The 15,990-nt window shown below is 73.3% G+C and carries 16 protein-coding genes; 9 read left to right on the plus strand and 7 right to left on the minus strand.

The annotated features are described in order from the left end of the window. Positions 1–14: 14 nt before the first annotated feature. Positions 15–464 (minus strand): metallopeptidase family protein, encoded by a 450-nt coding sequence (locus IFT79_RS05585; protein ID WP_056046308.1) that lies wholly within the window; start codon positions 462–464, stop codon positions 15–17. A gap of 71 nt (positions 465–535) precedes the next feature. Between IFT79_RS05585 and IFT79_RS05590 the strand changes: the two genes are divergently transcribed. The 3 genes from IFT79_RS05590 (at position 536) to IFT79_RS05600 (ending at position 2,578) form a co-directional block, all read left to right on the plus strand. Continuing rightward, positions 536–748: a DUF3499 family protein gene (locus IFT79_RS05590; RefSeq protein ID WP_056046306.1), complete on the plus strand. Its 213-nt coding sequence runs from the start codon at positions 536–538 to the stop codon at positions 746–748. Next, on the plus strand, positions 738–2,159 hold the full coding sequence (locus IFT79_RS05595) for a phosphomannomutase/phosphoglucomutase (protein ID WP_192123207.1): 1,422 nt from the start codon (positions 738–740) through the stop codon (positions 2,157–2,159). Before IFT79_RS05590 ends, IFT79_RS05595 begins: the two co-directional genes overlap by 11 nt. 167 nt (positions 2,160–2,326) lie before the next feature. Continuing rightward, positions 2,327–2,578: a metal-sensitive transcriptional regulator gene (locus IFT79_RS05600; RefSeq protein ID WP_233568399.1), complete on the plus strand. Its 252-nt coding sequence runs from the start codon at positions 2,327–2,329 to the stop codon at positions 2,576–2,578. Positions 2,579–2,608: 30 nt separating this feature from the next. Here the strand turns inward: IFT79_RS05600 and IFT79_RS05605 are convergent, their stop codons facing one another. Further along, a complete protein-coding gene (locus IFT79_RS05605) occupies positions 2,609–3,493 on the minus strand; it encodes an RDD family protein (RefSeq protein WP_082460291.1) in 885 nt (294 codons plus the stop codon). An 18-nt stretch (positions 3,494–3,511) separates the two neighbouring features. Here IFT79_RS05605 and IFT79_RS05610 point away from each other — a divergent pair, with 18 nt between their 5' ends. Next, positions 3,512–4,507: a stage II sporulation protein M gene (locus IFT79_RS05610; RefSeq protein WP_056046300.1), complete on the plus strand. Its 996-nt coding sequence runs from the start codon at positions 3,512–3,514 to the stop codon at positions 4,505–4,507. Positions 4,508–4,535: 28 nt separating this feature from the next. Here IFT79_RS05610 and IFT79_RS05615 read toward each other — a convergent pair whose 3' ends face one another. From IFT79_RS05615 to IFT79_RS05635, 5 genes are all read right to left on the minus strand, one after another. Next, positions 4,536–5,828: a DUF58 domain-containing protein gene (locus tag IFT79_RS05615; RefSeq protein ID WP_173151159.1), complete on the minus strand. Its 1,293-nt coding sequence runs from the start codon at positions 5,826–5,828 to the stop codon at positions 4,536–4,538. 2 nt (positions 5,829–5,830) lie between these two features. Next, positions 5,831–6,784, minus strand: a complete 954-nt coding sequence (locus tag IFT79_RS05620; RefSeq protein ID WP_056046296.1) for an AAA family ATPase — start codon at positions 6,782–6,784, stop codon at positions 5,831–5,833. Between the two features lie 70 nt (positions 6,785–6,854). Continuing rightward, positions 6,855–8,039: a DUF4350 domain-containing protein gene (locus tag IFT79_RS05625; protein ID WP_056046289.1), complete on the minus strand. Its 1,185-nt coding sequence runs from the start codon at positions 8,037–8,039 to the stop codon at positions 6,855–6,857. Then, positions 8,036–8,674, minus strand: a complete 639-nt coding sequence (locus tag IFT79_RS05630; protein WP_173151155.1) for a DUF4129 domain-containing protein — start codon at positions 8,672–8,674, stop codon at positions 8,036–8,038. Before IFT79_RS05630 ends, IFT79_RS05625 begins: the two co-directional genes overlap by 4 nt. After that, the gene (locus IFT79_RS05635; RefSeq protein WP_192123209.1) at positions 8,671–9,885 is read right to left on the minus strand and encodes a hypothetical protein; all 1,215 of its coding nucleotides are present in this window, start codon (positions 9,883–9,885) and stop codon (positions 8,671–8,673) included. Before IFT79_RS05635 ends, IFT79_RS05630 begins: the two co-directional genes overlap by 4 nt. A 149-nt stretch (positions 9,886–10,034) precedes the next feature. Between IFT79_RS05635 and mtrA the strand changes: the two genes are divergently transcribed. From mtrA to hpf, 5 genes are all read left to right on the plus strand, one after another. After that, entirely contained in the window at positions 10,035–10,715 is a 681-nt protein-coding gene (gene mtrA, locus IFT79_RS05640) for an MtrAB system response regulator MtrA (RefSeq protein WP_056046282.1), read from the plus strand. Positions 10,716–10,724: 9 nt separating this feature from the next. Further along, positions 10,725–12,497: an MtrAB system histidine kinase MtrB gene (gene mtrB / locus IFT79_RS05645; RefSeq protein ID WP_342211777.1), complete on the plus strand. Its 1,773-nt coding sequence runs from the start codon at positions 10,725–10,727 to the stop codon at positions 12,495–12,497. Beyond that, entirely contained in the window at positions 12,490–14,190 is a 1,701-nt protein-coding gene (locus IFT79_RS05650) for an LpqB family beta-propeller domain-containing protein (protein WP_192123211.1), read from the plus strand. The genes mtrB and IFT79_RS05650 overlap by 8 nt, the downstream gene beginning before the upstream one ends. Positions 14,191–14,293: 103 nt before the next feature. After that, positions 14,294–15,037, plus strand: coding sequence for a ComF family protein (locus IFT79_RS05655; protein ID WP_342211778.1), 744 nt, complete (start codon positions 14,294–14,296; stop codon positions 15,035–15,037). Positions 15,038–15,154: 117 nt separating this feature from the next. After that, the gene (gene hpf / locus IFT79_RS05660; RefSeq protein ID WP_056046276.1) at positions 15,155–15,859 is read left to right on the plus strand and encodes a ribosome hibernation-promoting factor, HPF/YfiA family; all 705 of its coding nucleotides are present in this window, start codon (positions 15,155–15,157) and stop codon (positions 15,857–15,859) included. Positions 15,860–15,990: the final 131 nt, after the last annotated feature.

Here is a 15,990-nt window from a genome sequence, read left to right on the forward strand (position 1 = left end):
GACCCCGTCGCGCGTCAGCCGTCGCGCCAGCGGTCGGGAGCGAGCTCCCACGGGTCCTTGCCGAGGAGGTCCGCGACGGCTCGGAACACGTAGCCCTCGACGAGCACCCGGTGGTTCCACTCGTCCTCGGCCGCCCCCCGCCGGTCGTGCGAGGGGGCGAGCCGTTCGATCGGCAGGCGGTACAGCACGACCCGGCCGGCGGCCCGGTCGACGGACCACCGTTCGACCCGGGTGCGGTCCGGTTCGGCGGGGAGGCCGGCGACCTCGAACGACGTGTCGGCGAGCTCGTCGGGCCACGCCTCGCGGAGGTAGTCGGCGGTGGCGGCGACGATGTCGTCGAAGAGGTCGACCCTCGTCCGCAGGAAGGGCAGGTGAGGCCCGGCGGCGGACGACCGCAGCCCGCGTCCATGGCGGTCGCGCCGACGGGAGCGGTCGGTGACGCGTGCGCGGCGGGGCCTGCTCATCAACCCATCGTAGGCCCGCCCAGGAGGCGCGGGTCGGCCCCCGAGGACCCTCGCGATAGTCTGTCGGGCAGATGAACGGTCGACCCTGCAGCAAGGTGACGTGCCACGACGAGGCCGTCGCCACGCTGACCTACGTGTACGCCGACTCGATGGTCGTGGTCGGGCCCTTGAGCGACCGCGTCGAGCCGCACGGCTACGACCTGTGCGCCCGCCACGCGGGCTCATTGTCGGTCCCGCAGGGCTGGGAGGTCCTGCGCCGGGTAGTTTTGGGTCATGACCTCTGAGAACGCCCCCGTCGACCTGACCGCCTTCGTCAAGACCTACGACGTCAGGGGACTGGTCGGCACCCAGCTCACCGACGAGGTGGTCGAGGCGTTCGGTGCGGCCTTCGCCGACGAGATCGACGGCGCCGGCCACGACCTGGTCGTGGGTCACGACATGCGGGACTCCTCGCCGGGCTTCGCCGAGGCCTTCGCCCGCGGGGCCCGGGCCCGGGGTGCGAACGTGGTCGCCCTCGGCCTGTGCTCGACCGACGAGTCGTACTTCGCCTCCGGCTCGCTCGACGCCCCGGCGGCCATGTTCACCGCGAGCCACAACCCGGCCACCTACAACGGCATCAAGATGAGCAGGGCGGGCGCCCAGGGCATCAGCCTCGACACGGGGCTGAGCTCGATCCGTGACCGCGCCTCCTCGTTCCTGGCCGACGGCATCGAGGCCGTCGCCGAGCCGGGCGCCGTGCGGGAGCACGACGCGTTGCCGGGCTACGCCGCGTACCTCCGCGGTCTCGTGGACCTCGCGGGCATCCGGCCCATCAAGGTCGTCGTCGACGCCGGCAACGGCATGGGCGGGCTCACCGTCCCGGCCGTGCTGGGCGAGGCCGCCGGGCTGCCGAAGCTGCCGATCGAGATCGTCCCGCTGTACTTCGAACTCGACGGCACCTTCCCGAACCACGAGGCCAACCCCCTCGACCCGGCCAACCTGGTCGACCTGCAGAAGGCCGTCCTCGAGCACGGGGCCGACCTGGGCCTCGCGTTCGACGGCGACGCCGACCGCTGCTTCGTCGTCGACGAGAAGGGTGACGCCGTGACCCCGTCGGCCGTGGCGGCGATCGTCGCCGTCCGCGAGATCGCGCGCGTCCGGGCCGCCGAGCCCGACGTCGAGATCTCGGTGATCCACAACCTCATCACGTCCCGCGCGGTGCCCGAGGCCATCGAGGCGGCCGGCGCGACGCCGGTGCGCACCCGCGTCGGCCACTCGCTCATCAAGGACGAGATGAGGGCGACCGGGGCCATCTTCGGGGGCGAGCACTCGGCGCACTACTACTTCCGCGACTTCTGGAGCGCCGACAACGGCATGCTGGCCGCCATGCACGTCCTGGCCGAGTTCGGGTCGCAGGCCGAGCCCCTCTCGACCCTGACCGACCGGTACACGCCCTACGCGGCGAGCGGCGAGATCAACTCGACCGTCACCGACGTGCCGGCGGCGTACGCCCGCATCGTCGAGGCCTACACCGGGGTCGGCGAGTTCGACGAGCTCGACGGCCTCACGGTCAGTGGTTCGTCCGACGACGGGTTCTGGTGGTTCAACGTCCGGCCGTCGAACACCGAGCCGCTGCTGCGCCTCAACGCCGAGGCGGCGACGCCCGCCGGCATGGAGCGCGTCCGCGACGACGTGCTCGGGCTCATCCGCGGCTGACGGTCGGCCGGGTGCGGCCGAACGGGCGGAGCGGTTACCCCCTGGGGGTATCCTGGCGGGACCGGTCGACACGGCGTGACCGGACGACACACGAGGAGGCGCGGGTGGCGCAGCAGGGTGAGCACGCGACGGCGACGCACGTCGGCTACAGCGGCGACAAGGAACAGATCGTCAAGCGCCTCCGCCGCGCCGAGGGCCAGGTCCGGGGCATCCAGCGCATGGTCGAGGACGACACGTACTGCATCGACGTCCTGACGCAGGTCAGTGCCGCGACCCGTGCCCTCGAGACCGTGGCGCTCCAGTTGCTCGAAGACCACCTCGCCCACTGCGTCGCCCAGGCGGCCCGAGAGGGAGGCGACGTCGCGGACGCCAAGGTCCGCGAGGCCTCGGCGGCGATCGCGAGGCTCGTCCGGTCCTGACGCGGAGGCCGGGCTCGACGGCGACGCGGGTCAGCGCCGGGGGAAGCCCCGGACCGTCTCGGTCAGCGCCGGGGTGAGGCGGTCGAGCAACGCGGACTCGCGAGCGAGGGCGGCGGACTCACGCCGACGCCGGAGCGCCGAGACGCCGGCCAGGAGGAACTCCGGGTCGCCGGACGGCACGGGCGAGACGTAGGGCGTGGTCTCGGCCGCCAACTCGTCGGCGACGCGTCGCCGACTGGCCGGGGAGAGCTGCGGCGCCTGCTGCAGGAACGACGCGATGCGACGGGCCAGGCCGTCGGGCAGGCGCCCCACGTCCGCGATCTCGGCCCACCCCTGCAGGTGCGCCGGCACGCCGTAGACCACGTGAGCGGCCTTGGGCACGCGTTCGTTGCGACTGTACGTGCCGGCCATGAGGTCGCCGAGACGCCGCGACGAGCCGTTCAGCAGGGCGACGACGACGGCCAGGCCGCCACTGGTGAACACGATCTCGAGCAGCCCCACCAGCGCTCGGGTGAGGGCGTGGCGCAGGCCGATCGCCCCTCCGTCGGTGCGGACGATGCGCGCGCCCACGGCGAGTCTGCCCAGGGACCGCCCGTGGCTCGCGGTCTCGACCACCGTCGGCACGACGATGAAGCAGATCGCGATCGACGCCACGAGGAACGCCTGTGACAGGGCGTCGTCGAGCACCCCGCCGTCGTTCAGCAACGAGACGAGCACCAACGCACCGACGAGCAGCAGGGCGTAGGCCAGGTAGTCGATGAGCACCCCGGCCGCGCGCAACACGAAGCTCGTCGGTCGGAGGTCGAGGGCGACCGCCTCGCCCGTGACCAGTTCGTCCCCACCCGCCGTGAAGGCCTCGACCTGGTCGGGTCGCAGCACCACCGGGGAGGCGCCTCGTGCCTTCGTGCGGGACATGCCTAGTATCTAAGCAGAATGGACATCGACGCCTACGCCGCCGCCCACGGCCACGACTGGGCCGAGCTCGAGCGCCTCGCCCGGCGCGGGCGACTGAGCGGGCCCGAGGCAGACGAGCTCGTCCGCCTGTACCAGTCGGGGGCCGGGCAACTGTCGGCGCTGAAGACCGCCACCGGCGACTCGGTCGTGGCCGACCGGCTCTCCATGACCCTGTCGCGAGCACGCCTGCGGTTCACGGGCGCGGGTCGCAACCTGTTCAGCCAATTGCCGACCTTCTTCGTCGTGCAGCTGCCGGCCGCCCTCTACCGCGTGCGGTGGCTGTCGCTCGTGTTGACGCTCGTGACGGTGGTCGTCGCGGCCGTGTTCGCGACCTGGGCCGCGAACACACCCGCGCTGCTGGCCTCGTTCGGCAGCGAGGAGTTCCGCCGGCAGTTCGCCGAGCAGGACTTCGTGAACTACTACTCCGAGAGCGCCTCGACGTCGTTCACCGGCCAGGTGTGGACGAACAACGCCTACATCGCCGCGCAGTGCGTGGCGTTCGGCATCACCGGGGTCTGGGTTCCCTACGCGATCCTCAGCAACGCCATGAACGTCGGGATCTCGGCCGGGCTCATGGCCGACCAGGGGCGGCTGGACCAGTTCTTCCTGTACATCGCTCCGCACGGTCAGCTCGAGCTCTACAGCATCTTCGTCGCCGGGGCCGCCGGTCTGATGATCTTCTGGTCCTGGGTGGCACCCGGTGCCCGCACCCGGGGGCAGGCGTTGGCCCAGGACGGACGCGCGCTCGTGACCATCGCGGTCGGGTTGATGCTCTCGTTGTTGGTCTCGGGCGTCATCGAGGGGTTCGTCACCCGGCAGGCCTGGCCCTGGCCGATCAAGATCGGCATCGGCACCGTGGCCCTCCTGGGGTTCCTGGCCTATCAGTGGCTGCTCGGCGGACGGGCCCACCGGGCGGGACAGACCGGCGACCTCGACGAGTTCGAGGCCGGGGCCACACAACTCGTGGCCGACTGATCCCGCGTCGTCGGCCACCGAGCCTGCGTCAGAGGCGGCCGGCCGCCTTGAGCGCGAGGTAGCGGTCGGCGAGGGCGGGGGGCAGGTCGGCCGGCGCTCCGGTCACGACGTCGGCGCCGACCTGACGCAGGGCGGCGGCGACCCGGCCCTGGTCGAGTCGGGCCCGCTCGGCCGAGGCGGCCCGGTAGACCTCGTCACGGGTGACCCGTCGCATCACCGTCTCGTCGAGGGCCGGATCGGTGACCGACGCGACGACCACGAGGTGCTGGCGGGTCAGTTGGGGGATCGCCGCCAGCAAGGAGCGGGAGGCACCGGGGCTGTCGACCGTGGTCGCGAGGACGACGAGCGCCCGACGGGACGTGACCGAGCGGACGAGGGCCGGCACCGCGGCCCAGTCGGTCTCGACCAGTTCGGGCTCGACGGGGGCCATGGTCTCGACCATCGACGAGAGCAGGGCGGGCCCGGTCGCACCCTGCACCCGTCCCCTGACCCGTCGGTCGAAGAGGACGACGTCGACCCGGTCGCCCGCCCGCGAGGCCAACGCCCCGAGCAGCAATGCCGACTCGAAGGCCGTGTCGAGCCGCGGTTCGTCGTCGATGCGGGCCGCGGAGGTCCGCCCCGTGTCGACCACGACGACCACCCGACGGTCGCGTTCGGGCCGCCAGGTGCGCACGACGAGGTCGTCGCGGCGTGCGGTCGCCCGCCAGTCGATGGAGCGGACGTCGTCCCCTCGCACGTACTCGCGCAGGCTGTCGAACTCGGTGCCCTGGCCGCGGATCATCACGCTCGTGCGCCCGTCGAGTTCTCGGAGACGGGCCAGACGGGACGGCAGGTGCTTGCGCGACGAGAACCGCGGGAGCACGCGGACCGCGCCCGGCACCTCGTGCGTCGCCTGTCGACCGGCGAGCCTCAGGGGACCGACCGTGCGGACGGTGACGCCGCCGGCGCGGCGTTCGCCCCGGCGGAACGGGGTCAGCGTGACGGTGAGCGTCGCGGCCCGCCCCGGTCGCAGGGACAGGCGACGGCGGGTCGGGGTCGCTCCGGCGGACGGCTGCCATGCGTCGCGCACGAGTCCGCGCAGCGTGCGTCGGCCGTCGTTCACCACGGTCAGCCGGGCGGGTGCGCTCTCGCCGAGACGGATCGCCCCCGGCAGTTCGCGCCGGATGGTGAGCGACCGGGGCGACGCCGCGAGGGCCACGTCGAGCACCGTCAGCGCGGCGACGACGCCGAGCCAGCCGACGATCGCCCATCCGCTGCCCGTCAGGACGACGGGCACGACGCCGAGCGCGACGAGCGCCACGAACCAACCGGTGATCGCCATGGCTAGAGCGGGACCCGGACCTGCTGCAGCACCGAGCGGACGATGGCGTCGGCGTCGACGCCCTCGAGCTCGGCTTCGGGCCGCAGCTGCAGGCGGTGTCGCAGCACGGGCAGGGCCATGGCCTGGACGTGGTCGGGCGTGACGTGGTCGAAGCCGGTCAGCCACGCCCAGGCCTTCGAGGCGGCGAGGAGGGCCGTCGACCCTCGGGGGCTCACGCCGATCTTGACCGACGGGCTCTCGCGCGTGGCCCGGGCCAGGTCGACCATGTAGGCGAGCACGTCGGGGGAGGCACCGACCCGGGCCACCTCCGCCTGGGCGCGGGCGAGGTCGTCGGGCCCGAGGACCGGGGTGACGCCCGCGGCTCGCAGGTCGCGGGGCGAGAAGCCGGCGGCGTGACGGCCGAGCACCTCGACCTCGGCCTCGCGCGGCGGCAGGTCGAGCGTGAGCTTCATCAGGAAGCGGTCGAGCTGGGCCTCGGGCAGCGTGTAGGTGCCCTCGTACTCGACGGGGTTCATGGTGGCCGCGACCAGGAACGGGGTCGGCAACGCGCGACTGACGCCGTCTACCGAGACCTGGCGCTCCTCCATGGCCTCGAGCAGCGCCGACTGCGTCTTGGGAGGCGTGCGGTTGATCTCGTCCGCGAGCAGGACGTTGGTGAACACCGGCCCCGCCCGGAACTCGAACTCGCCCGACTTCGCGTCGTACACGAGCGATCCGGTGATGTCGCCGGGCATCAGGTCGGGCGTGAACTGCACGCGGGCGGTGTCGAGCGAGAGCGAGTGGCTGAGGGCGCGCACGAGCAGGGTCTTGGCCACGCCGGGGACGCCCTCGAGCAGGGCGTGACCCTGGGCCAGCAGGGTCACGATCAGGCCCGTCACGGCACCGTCCTGGGCGACGACGGCCTTGCCCACCTCGGTTCGGACTCGGGCGAAGGTCTGCTGCAGTTCTGAGCTCATCTGGTGGTCTTCTCCGGGGTGGGGGTCGATGCGGGGGCGATCGGACGAGGCGGGGGAGGCGCGGGGCGGGTCACGACGGAGTCGTCGCCCGTCGGACCGCACCCTCGAGGTCGAGCAGGCTGTCGCTCAGCGCGACGAGCTCGCGGTCGTCGACCGGGTCGGCGTCGACGAGCACGTGCCGCAGGCCCCGGGGGTCGGCCGAGATCAGTGCGGCCACCCGGGCGACGATCTCGTCGACCGACGCGGTCGAGGACAGGCCCGTCGTGCGCGCGAGTCGCCCGAGCGTGCCGATGCGGAGCTGGTCGAGGGCATGGCGGCGCTGCCCGGAGCGCTCGTAGAGGCGGGCGCGCCCCTCGGTGGTCTCGGAGGCCTTGACGGTGACCGGCAGCCGCTCGACGACGAGAGCTCCGAGGCGTCGACCCCGCCACACCATCGCGGCCACTCCGGCCAGGAGGAGCACGACCAGCGACGGCGTCACCCATGACGGCGTCAGCGTGGCGAGAGTGCCCTCGCCCTCGGGCAGGTCGCCGGCCGAGGGCAGGTACCAGGTCAGCTCGGAGGACCCGCCGAGCAGCGCGAGTGCGAAGGCCGCGTCGTCGTGCGTCCCGATCGAGCCGTTGGTCAGGGCGTCCGTGGCTCCCAGGACGGACACGCGCGTGTCGCCGTCCTCCAGCTCGACGAGCCCGTAGCCGTCGTCGGTCGGCAGGCAGCGGACGGCGCCGGGGGCGTCGACGTCGTACGCGACGCCTGCGACGTCGACCCGGGACGTCTGCGCGAGGGCCGGTGACGAGCAGGCGGGCCCGGCCGTGCCCTCGTCGACCGGGCCGGTCGACGCGACGCCCGCGGCCACGGCGTCGAGCGCGGCGGGCCCCGGGGCGGGGAGCACGAGGTGGGAGGTCGCCGTGACGAGACGCCCCCACTGGTCGCCGACCAGGAACCCCGAGGCGTCGTCGACGAGGAGCGTGCCGCCACCGGACCCGAGTCGGTCCAGGGTCTCGTCGAGGGTGGTCGTGACGGTCACGTCGACGCCCTGGCGGCCGAGCACCTCGACGAGTGCCTTGGCCCCGCCGGGGGCGGCGTTCGCGGGGCCGAGGGCGCGGCCTTCTCCCGAGCCCGAGCCCACGAGGAGAGCCGCCCCGACGCCGAGGGCCAGGACGAGGGCGAGTGCGACCCAGAACCGGGCACGTCGGACCGACACCGCGACGGTGGGGGTCGAGACGGAGGTGGGCGCCTCGGACGGTGCGGCGGCGGTCACGCGGGCACCCGCCGGGACGAGGTGACGCGCCGGTCGAGCTCCGTGACGGCCCGGTAGTCCTCGTCGGTGCCCGGGCGGTCGAGGTAGCGGACGCCGTCGAAGGCCGTGGCGGCGTCCGCGAAGTCGGCCCGGAGGTCGGGGAAGACGTCGCCCGCCCGGCGGGCCACGTCGCGTGCGGTGGTGCCGGGGGAGACCGCGACGTCGCCCCGCTCGGCCAGCGAACGGGCGATCGCCCGGAAGGCCTCGGCGACGGCGAGCGTCAGATCGCCCCGGGAGGCCGCCTCCCGGGCCGCGGCCCGCATGGCGTCGGCGTCACGGACGTCGTCGTCGCCGAAGAGGGCGAGGTCACGCGCGGACCGGCGGTTGAGTCGCGGCACCCCGTAGACGAGCAGCACGACCACGACGACCACCACGACGACCGCGAGCAGCACGATCAACGCGACCGCCGGCGCCCCCTCGGTCCCTCCGAACCGGATCGACCCCAGCCAGTCCCAGAACGCCTGCGCCGCACGGTCGAGCCAGGACGGCTGCGCCGCCACGTACTCGGGCCCGGTGAGCTCGCGCAGGACCTCGCGCCGGGCGTCGTCGGCGTCGGGGGTCAGGGGAGGCCCGGCGGCGAAGGGCAGCGGGCTCACCAGCGCGGTGCTCCCGGGTGCGTCGTCGGCGGGACCGGGGCCTCGGGCGTGCGGTACGGGTCGGGCTGTCCTCCGACCGCCCGCCCGCCGCGCTCGACGTAGCGCACGAGTTCGAGGTCGAGCCCTTCGGTGCGGATGCGTCGGTCGACGTAGACGAGGCCGGCCGACGCCGCCTGCAGCACGGACCCGATCGCGCCGATGACGGCCGTGATGCCGAGGGTGACGGCGTAGGTGCCCGCCGTGAGGGCCAGGAAGGTCGGGTCGGTCACGTCCCCCGTCGGCGCGAGCGTGCCCGTCAACACGCTGAACAGCACCGAGAACGGCGTCGCGACGACCTGCGACGCGACCTGGACCATGAGGAACACCAGGGCGATCACGCCGAAGGTCCGCCAGAAGGAGGCGCGGGTCAGCGACCACGAGCGCCTCACGGCCGCGCCCAGCGTCAGCCGTTCGAGCATGATGGCGCTCGGCACGAGGGCAGTCTTCACGGTCAGCCACACGCCGAGGACGAGGAGGCCCAGGCCGAGGAGGACCGCGAGCACGACGCCGACGGCGATGCTCGGCCCGGAGCCGACGGCCACGCCGACGACGACGACGCCGGCCACGAGCGCCAGCGCCACGACGTAGGCGACCGTGAGCAGGGCGGACCACCCGACGAGCGTGCCGACGCGGCCCTTGGCCATCGCCCAGAGGCCGCCGAGTCGGAGCTTCTCCCCGAGCGTCTGCCGCGAGGTCTCGAGCACGAAGAGCCCCTGCAACAGGGCCGTGACGATCACCTGCAGGGCGATCGGCACGAGGGCCGACGCGGCGACGACGGCGACGGCGCCGGCAAGGACCGCGTCACGGTCCCGGGGGAGGGCCTGCTCGACGCGTCCGAAGGCGAGGAAGGCGCTGCCGCCGGTGATCACCACGGTCACCACGAGCAGGACGACCTGCGACAGCAGGGCCGTGCCGAACGTGGTCCGTGGGTTGCGGCGGAAGACCTGGAACGAGGCACCCAGGATCTCGCCGAAGGTGAGGGGGCGCAGCGGGACGAGGCCCGGCTTCGGCGGCGGAGCCCAGCCGGGAGCCGGCGGGGTGCTGCCACCCGGGGCGGCCCCCGGGACGGGCCCGGCGGGGACGGGGCCGGGTGACGTGGGGTCGACGCGCTCGCCCCAGCGCGGCGGGGACGTGTCGCCCCCCGGTGTGCTCCAGGCGTTCGGATCGCTCATGGTCCCCCTGGTCGTCCTGACCGTGAGGTCGTCCTCACGAGTGTGTTCATGTTTCCACACCGGACCGGGCGCTGCCAGCCGACGAGCGCCTCCTGCACTAATCTGTCCTGACGTGCCGCCTCCCGAGCGGCCCAGCCCAGACGGAGAACATGAACCCGCGCATCCTCGTGGTCGACGACGACCCGGCGCTCGCCGAGATGATCGGCATCGTCCTTCGCGCCGACGAGTTCGACCCCCACTTCTGCGGCGACGGCGCGGCCGCCCTCGAGGCGTTCCACGAGGCCTCACCCGACCTCGTCCTGCTCGACCTGATGCTGCCCGGCCTCGACGGCATCGAGGTCTGTCGCCTCATCCGGGCCGAGAGCGGCGTGCCGATCATCATGCTGACGGCGAAGGGCGACACGGCCGACGTGGTCCGCGGTCTCGAGAGCGGGGCCGACGACTACGTGGTCAAGCCGTTCAACCCGAAAGAACTCGTCGCGCGCATCCGCACCCGGCTCCGCCCGGCCACCGAGCCCACGAACGACGTGCTCACGGTGGGCGACCTCCGCCTGGACGTCGCCGCGCACGAGGTGCGGCGCGGTGACACCCCGATCGCCCTGACCCCGCTCGAGTTCGAGCTGCTGCTCGCGCTCGCCTCGAAGCCGCAGCAGGTCTTCACGCGCGAGATGCTGCTCGAACAGGTCTGGGGTTACCACTACAAAGCCGACACCCGTCTGGTGAACGTGCACGTGCAGCGGCTTCGCGCCAAGGTGGAGCACGATCCGGACGCGCCCCGCATCGTCACGACCGTGCGCGGCGTCGGGTACCGCGCCGGCGCGGGTTCGTAGCCCGGTCGGGTGGCGCTCGTGTCGACGGTCGCGGGGCCCGACCAGGGCGGACCCGTCCGCTCGGGCGGTCCGTGGTCGTGGCGGGCGCCGGCGTGGCGCACGTGGCCGACCCGGGTGGTCGGCTTCTGGCGGTCGTCGTTGTCGTTCCGCACCGTCGCGCTCACGGTGGTGCTGTCGACCGTCGCCGTGACCGTGATCGGCACGCTCATCTCGGTGACGATCGGCACGAGCCTCTACGACCAGCGCCGGGAGCAGGTCGAGGCCGAGAGCGTCCGGGCGACGCTCCTCGCGCAGAACATCTTCGACTCGGCCACCGCCACCGAGGACGCCAACCAGGTCGAGCTCGACGCGCTGCAGAACGAGGCCCAGACCGCCATCCTGGGTTCGACCTCGAGCCCGGGCGGGACGAGCATCGCGATCCTCCGGACGCCGGGGCAGAACAGCCCGCAGACCATCCAGAACATCGCCAGCCCCGACTTCCCCGACTCCGTGATCTCGCCGGCCCTCCGCGAGGCGGTGGCGGCGGACGACGAGCGTCTCTCGATGCAGTCGGTGTCGCTCCCTCCGACCTCGCAGGGCGGGGGGTCGCCGGGCATCGCGGTCGGCTCGACCCTGCAGGTGCCCACCGCGGGCCAGTACGAGCTCTACCTCGTCTACGACCTCAGCGACGCGCAGGCCACGCTCGACCTCATGCAACGGACCCTCGGCATCGGCTCGCTGGCGCTCGTGCTGTTGATCGCGGCGATCACCTACCTCGTCGTCCGCCTGGTCGTGGGGCCGATCCGCACGGCGGCCGAGACGAGCCAGAAGATCGCGGCCGGCCACCTGGAAGAACGCATCCCCGAGAAGGGGCAGGACGTCGTGGCCACGCTCGGGCGCTCCTTCAACGGGATGGCCGACGCCATGCAGCGCCAGATCTCGCAGCTGGCCGAGCTGTCGCGCGTCCAGCAACGCTTCGTGAGCGACGTCTCGCACGAGTTGCGGACGCCGCTGACCACGATCCGGCTGGCCGGCGACGTCCTCTACGACCAGCGCACGTCGTTCACGCCCTCGGCCGCCCGGACGGCGGAGCTGCTGCACACCCAGGTCGACCGGTTCGAGCTGCTCCTCGCCGATCTGCTCGAGATCTCGCGGTTCGACGCCGGTGCCGTCGAGCTCGAGACCGAGCCCGTCACGGTCGTCCGTCTCGTCGAGGACGGTGTCGACGAGTTCGGGCCGCTCGCCGACGGGTCCGGCAGCGTCGTCTCGGTCGTCGCCCGGGGCGGGTACTTCGAGGCCGAGATCGACCCGCGGCGGCTGCGCCGCATCCTGCGCAACCTCCTGGGCAACGCCATCGAACACGGCGAGGGGCGGCCGATCGAGGTCGAGGTCGACAGCGACGCCACGGCCGTCGCGGTGGCCGTCCGCGACCACGGTGTGGGCATGAGCCCGGCCGATGCCTCGCGCGTGTTCGACCGGTTCTGGCGGGCCGATCCCTCTCGCAAGCGCACCATCGGGGGTACCGGGTTGGGCCTGGCGATCAGCCTCGAGGACGCGGCCCTGCACGGCGGCCGGCTCGAGGTCTGGTCCGAGCCGGGCTCGGGCAGCCGGTTCGTCGTCACCCTGCCCCGCGTGGCGGGCGGTCGCATCGAGGGGGCGCCCCTGCCGGTCGTGCCGCCGGACCGTCGGGGCGAGACGACCGTGCCGGTGACGGGCGAACCGTGGTCGGGTTCGGTCCCGGTGGCCGAGACGCCGGGCGTGCCGATCCCGTCGCGGTCGGCGGGGGGTGCCGACGATGACTGACCCACGACGGAACGCCCGGCGGGGCCGCTGGTCCGTGGTGCTGGCGGTCCTCGTGGGCGCCGCGATCACCCTGACCGGGTGCGTCGGCATCCCGGACGCCGGTCAGGTGCAGCAGGGCGACACCGTCAGCGACGACGTGGTCAGCGACTTCGTGTTCCGGCCCAACGGGCCGGTCGCCGGCAGTTCGCAAGAGAGACTGCTGCGCGATTTCCTCTCGGCGGGCACCGGGTCCCAGGACAACTACGGGGTGGCCCGGCAGTTCCTCAGCGCCGGCTTCGCCGACGAGTGGGAGCCGCGGGCCAGCGTCACCATCAGGCCCGGGGTCGGGTCGACCTCGCGGGTCGGGGAGTCGACGCTCGACTACGCGTTCGTGGGCTCGGCGACGGTCGACTCGGCGGGGCACTACACGCCGGCCACGTCCTCCACGACGACGTCCCTGGCGTTCTCCTTCGTCCGCGAGGGCGGCGAGTGGCGCATCAGCGACGCCCCCGACGGCATCGTCCTCTCGCCGGCCACGTTCGACTCGGTCTTCCGGTCGCACGCCGCCTACTTCTACGACCCCACCTTCACCTATCTCGTGCCCGACGAGCGGTGGTTCCTCGCACGGTCGTCGACGAGCACGCGCCTCGCGACGGCCCTGCTCGACGGACCGTCGGACTGGCTGCAGGGTGCCGTCGTCTCGGCCTTCCCCGAGGGCACCCAGCTGTCGTTGACGGCCATCACGGTCGACGACGGGACGGCCCGCGTCGACCTCACCGCCGACGCCCTCGAGGCGACCCCCGCCGCCCGGGCCCGGATGCAGGCGCAGCTGCTGGCGAGCTTCTCGACCCTCGCGACCGTGACCGCCGTCGAGCTCAGCGTCGAGGGCGCGCCTCTGACCGTGCCGGCCATGCAGCAACCCGTGCCGGTGCGCGACCCCGCGGTCGACGCCCGGCCCCTCGTGCTGGCCGACGGCGTGCTGGGATTCGCCACCACGAGCGCCACGAGCCAGCTCCCGGGCCTCTCGGACGCGGTGGAGGCGCTCCGCCCCCGGTCGGTCGAGCTGTCCGCAGACCAGACGACCGCCGCCGTCGGCACCTCGTCGGGCGCGTACGCGGTCACCTCTCAGGGAGGAGCCCGGTTGGTCGACGCCCGGACCGGACTCGTCGCCCCCTCGCTCGACGACGCGGGATTCGTCTGGTCGCTCGTCGCCGACGACCCGACGAGCCTCACGGCGTACGCCCTCGACGGCACGCCCCACCCGGTGGTGACGTCGCTGCCGGCGGGGCCGAGCGTCACGACCTTCCGCATCTCGCGCGACGGCACCCGCGCGTTGCTGCTGCTCGACGACCAGGGCGAGTCGCGCCTCCTCGTGGCCGCCGTCGTGCGGGACGCCGACGGGGTCCCGCTCCGGCTGGGCCCGACCCTCGAACTGTCGGCTCCGGACGGCGCCCCCGTCGACGCGACCTGGGCCGACCAACTGACCGTCGCCGTCCTGACCACCGTCGGGGAGTCGTCACGGGTGACGATGTCCGAGGTCGGCGGGGACTCCTCGAGCGCCGGCCGTCCGTCGGGCGAGGCGGTCGCGATCGTCGGGGGCAACGGCTTCGACCGACTGCTGCTGCTGGGTGCCGACGGCGACGTGCTCGAACCCCGGGGCAGCAGCTGGCAGGCCACGGGGTTGACGGCCGACCTGGTGGCGACCCAGCGCTGACGCGCCGGGGGTCGCCTCCTCCCCAGGGCAGGTGGGGGGACGGTCGTCCTCCTCCGACGACGGAGGCGCGGCGTGCGCACCTGGGGGAGTCCACGCTGTCGGTGTGCCCCGGTCGCCGCGTCCTCGTTCCCGTCCCGCCGTCGATGCGCGGTCCGCCCTGGCGCGGGCCGCCCGCGAGGCGCTGTCCGTCGTGTCGCCCGTCTCGTGCGCGGGCTGCCACGTCCCGGACGTCGGCCTGTGCCGCGACTGCCGGGGCCGGCTCGTCCCCGAGGTCGTGCGGATCGACCTCCCCGACGGGCTGACCGTCTTCGCCGGACTCGTCTACGCCTTCGAGGCGCGGGGCGTCGTGTTGGCCTTCAAGAACGGCGGACGCGTGCGCCTGGCCGAGGTGCTCGCCCCGGCTCTCGGTGCCGCTCTCCGGTCCTGCGCCGGTCAGGTGACGGCCGAGGGGGCACCCGACGGGGACGCGCGCCCGGGCGGCCGGTCGCTGCTGGTCGTCCCGGTGCCGGCGTCACGACGGGGGCGGCGTCGGCGGGGCTACGACCCGGTCGACCTGGTGCTGCGTCGGCTCGGTCTCGTGGTGGGCTCGCGCGTCCTCGTGCCGACGGCGCGGGCCGGCGGCGGACAGAAGGGCCGCGACCGACAGCAGCGTCTGAGGGACCGCGAGGGCAGCCTCCGCGCCACCCGCGATCTCACGGGGTCGCGGGTGGTCCTCGTCGACGACGTCGTGACGACCGGGGGCACCCTCCAGGAGGCGCGTCGTGTGCTGGTCGCCCGGGGCGCGATCGTGGTCGGTGCGGCGTGCGTGGCCGCCACCCCGTCGGGCTCGGGCGCCGGTCGCCCCTGAGCGAACGGTGAACGGTGCGTGACACGGGGGTGTCCGGGTGGCTACGGTGGGGCGAAAGGCGTGAAAGGACATCCGCCTGGCTGACAGGCGGCACGTCGATAGCCACAGGAGGTCGTCATGGAAATTTCCGTCACGGGTCGAAACGTCGGCATCACCGATCGTTTCCGCGAGTACGCCACCGAGAAGGCAGACAAGGTCGCCGCGCTGGCCACGAAGGCCCTCGCCCTCGAGGTCAAGGTGTCGCGGCACCACGAGAAGTCCGGTGGGCAGGCGGGCGACGACCGGGTCGAGATCACGCTGATCGGCCCCGGCCCCCTCGTGCGGGCCGAGTCCACGGCCGCCGACAAGTACGCGGCGTTCGACCTCGCGATCGGTCGGCTCCTCGAACGGGTGCGCCGGGCGAAGGACCGGCAGAAGATCCATCGCGGGCAACACCGACCGACGTCGCTGCGCGAGGCGGCCACGGCCGACTTCAGCGGCGTGGGCGTCACCCCCGCCGCGGCGGAGACGCTCGACCAGGTCCGCACCGGGGCCGTGACGGTGGTGGGCGACGAGGCCCCCGCCGACGAACTCGAAGAGGAGTACTGCCCCGTGGTCATCCGCGAGAAGGTCTTCGCGTCGACGCCCATGTCGGTCGACGACGCGCTCTACTACATGGAGCTCGTCGGCCACGACTTCTACCTCTTCATCGACGCCGAGACCGAGCGTCCGAGCGTCGTGTACCGCCGCAAGGGCTGGGACTACGGCGTGATCGGGCTCGACCAGGACTCGCCCGACCTGCAAGAGACGGCGACGGCCCTGCGGGCGGGTCTGGCGAGCTGACCTCCTGACCCACCGGGTGGCCGACACCCCGGGAGGCGCGGGCACGTCCCTGTCGCCTCCCAGGGGGTCGGCCACTACGCTTGCTACGATCGTGGGCCGGTCCAGGACGGACCTTCGACACCTCGGTGCTC

Origin of the sequence: Frigoribacterium sp. CFBP 8759 (assembly GCF_014841655.1) — a bacterium.
GTDB lineage: Bacteria > Actinomycetota > Actinomycetes > Actinomycetales > Microbacteriaceae > Frigoribacterium.

What these genes read in the sequence shown, in the direction of transcription:
- IFT79_RS05585 (WP_056046308.1), bottom strand. Translation starts at nt 464, where the DNA reads ATGAGCAGGCCCCGCCGCGCACGCGTCACCGACCGCTCCCGTCGGCGC.
- IFT79_RS05590 (WP_056046306.1), top strand. Translation starts at nt 536, where the DNA reads ATGAACGGTCGACCCTGCAGCAAGGTGACGTGCCACGACGAGGCCGTC.
- IFT79_RS05595 (WP_192123207.1), top strand. Translation starts at nt 738, where the DNA reads ATGACCTCTGAGAACGCCCCCGTCGACCTGACCGCCTTCGTCAAGACC.
- IFT79_RS05605 (WP_082460291.1), bottom strand. Translation starts at nt 3,493, where the DNA reads ATGTCCCGCACGAAGGCACGAGGCGCCTCCCCGGTGGTGCTGCGACCC.
- IFT79_RS05610 (WP_056046300.1), top strand. Translation starts at nt 3,512, where the DNA reads ATGGACATCGACGCCTACGCCGCCGCCCACGGCCACGACTGGGCCGAG.
- IFT79_RS05615 (WP_173151159.1), bottom strand. Translation starts at nt 5,828, where the DNA reads ATGGCGATCACCGGTTGGTTCGTGGCGCTCGTCGCGCTCGGCGTCGTG.
- IFT79_RS05620 (WP_056046296.1), bottom strand. Translation starts at nt 6,784, where the DNA reads ATGAGCTCAGAACTGCAGCAGACCTTCGCCCGAGTCCGAACCGAGGTG.
- IFT79_RS05635 (WP_192123209.1), bottom strand. Translation starts at nt 9,885, where the DNA reads ATGAGCGATCCGAACGCCTGGAGCACACCGGGGGGCGACACGTCCCCG.
- mtrA (WP_056046282.1), top strand. Translation starts at nt 10,035, where the DNA reads ATGAACCCGCGCATCCTCGTGGTCGACGACGACCCGGCGCTCGCCGAG.
- IFT79_RS05650 (WP_192123211.1), top strand. Translation starts at nt 12,490, where the DNA reads ATGACTGACCCACGACGGAACGCCCGGCGGGGCCGCTGGTCCGTGGTG.
- hpf (WP_056046276.1), top strand. Translation starts at nt 15,155, where the DNA reads ATGGAAATTTCCGTCACGGGTCGAAACGTCGGCATCACCGATCGTTTC.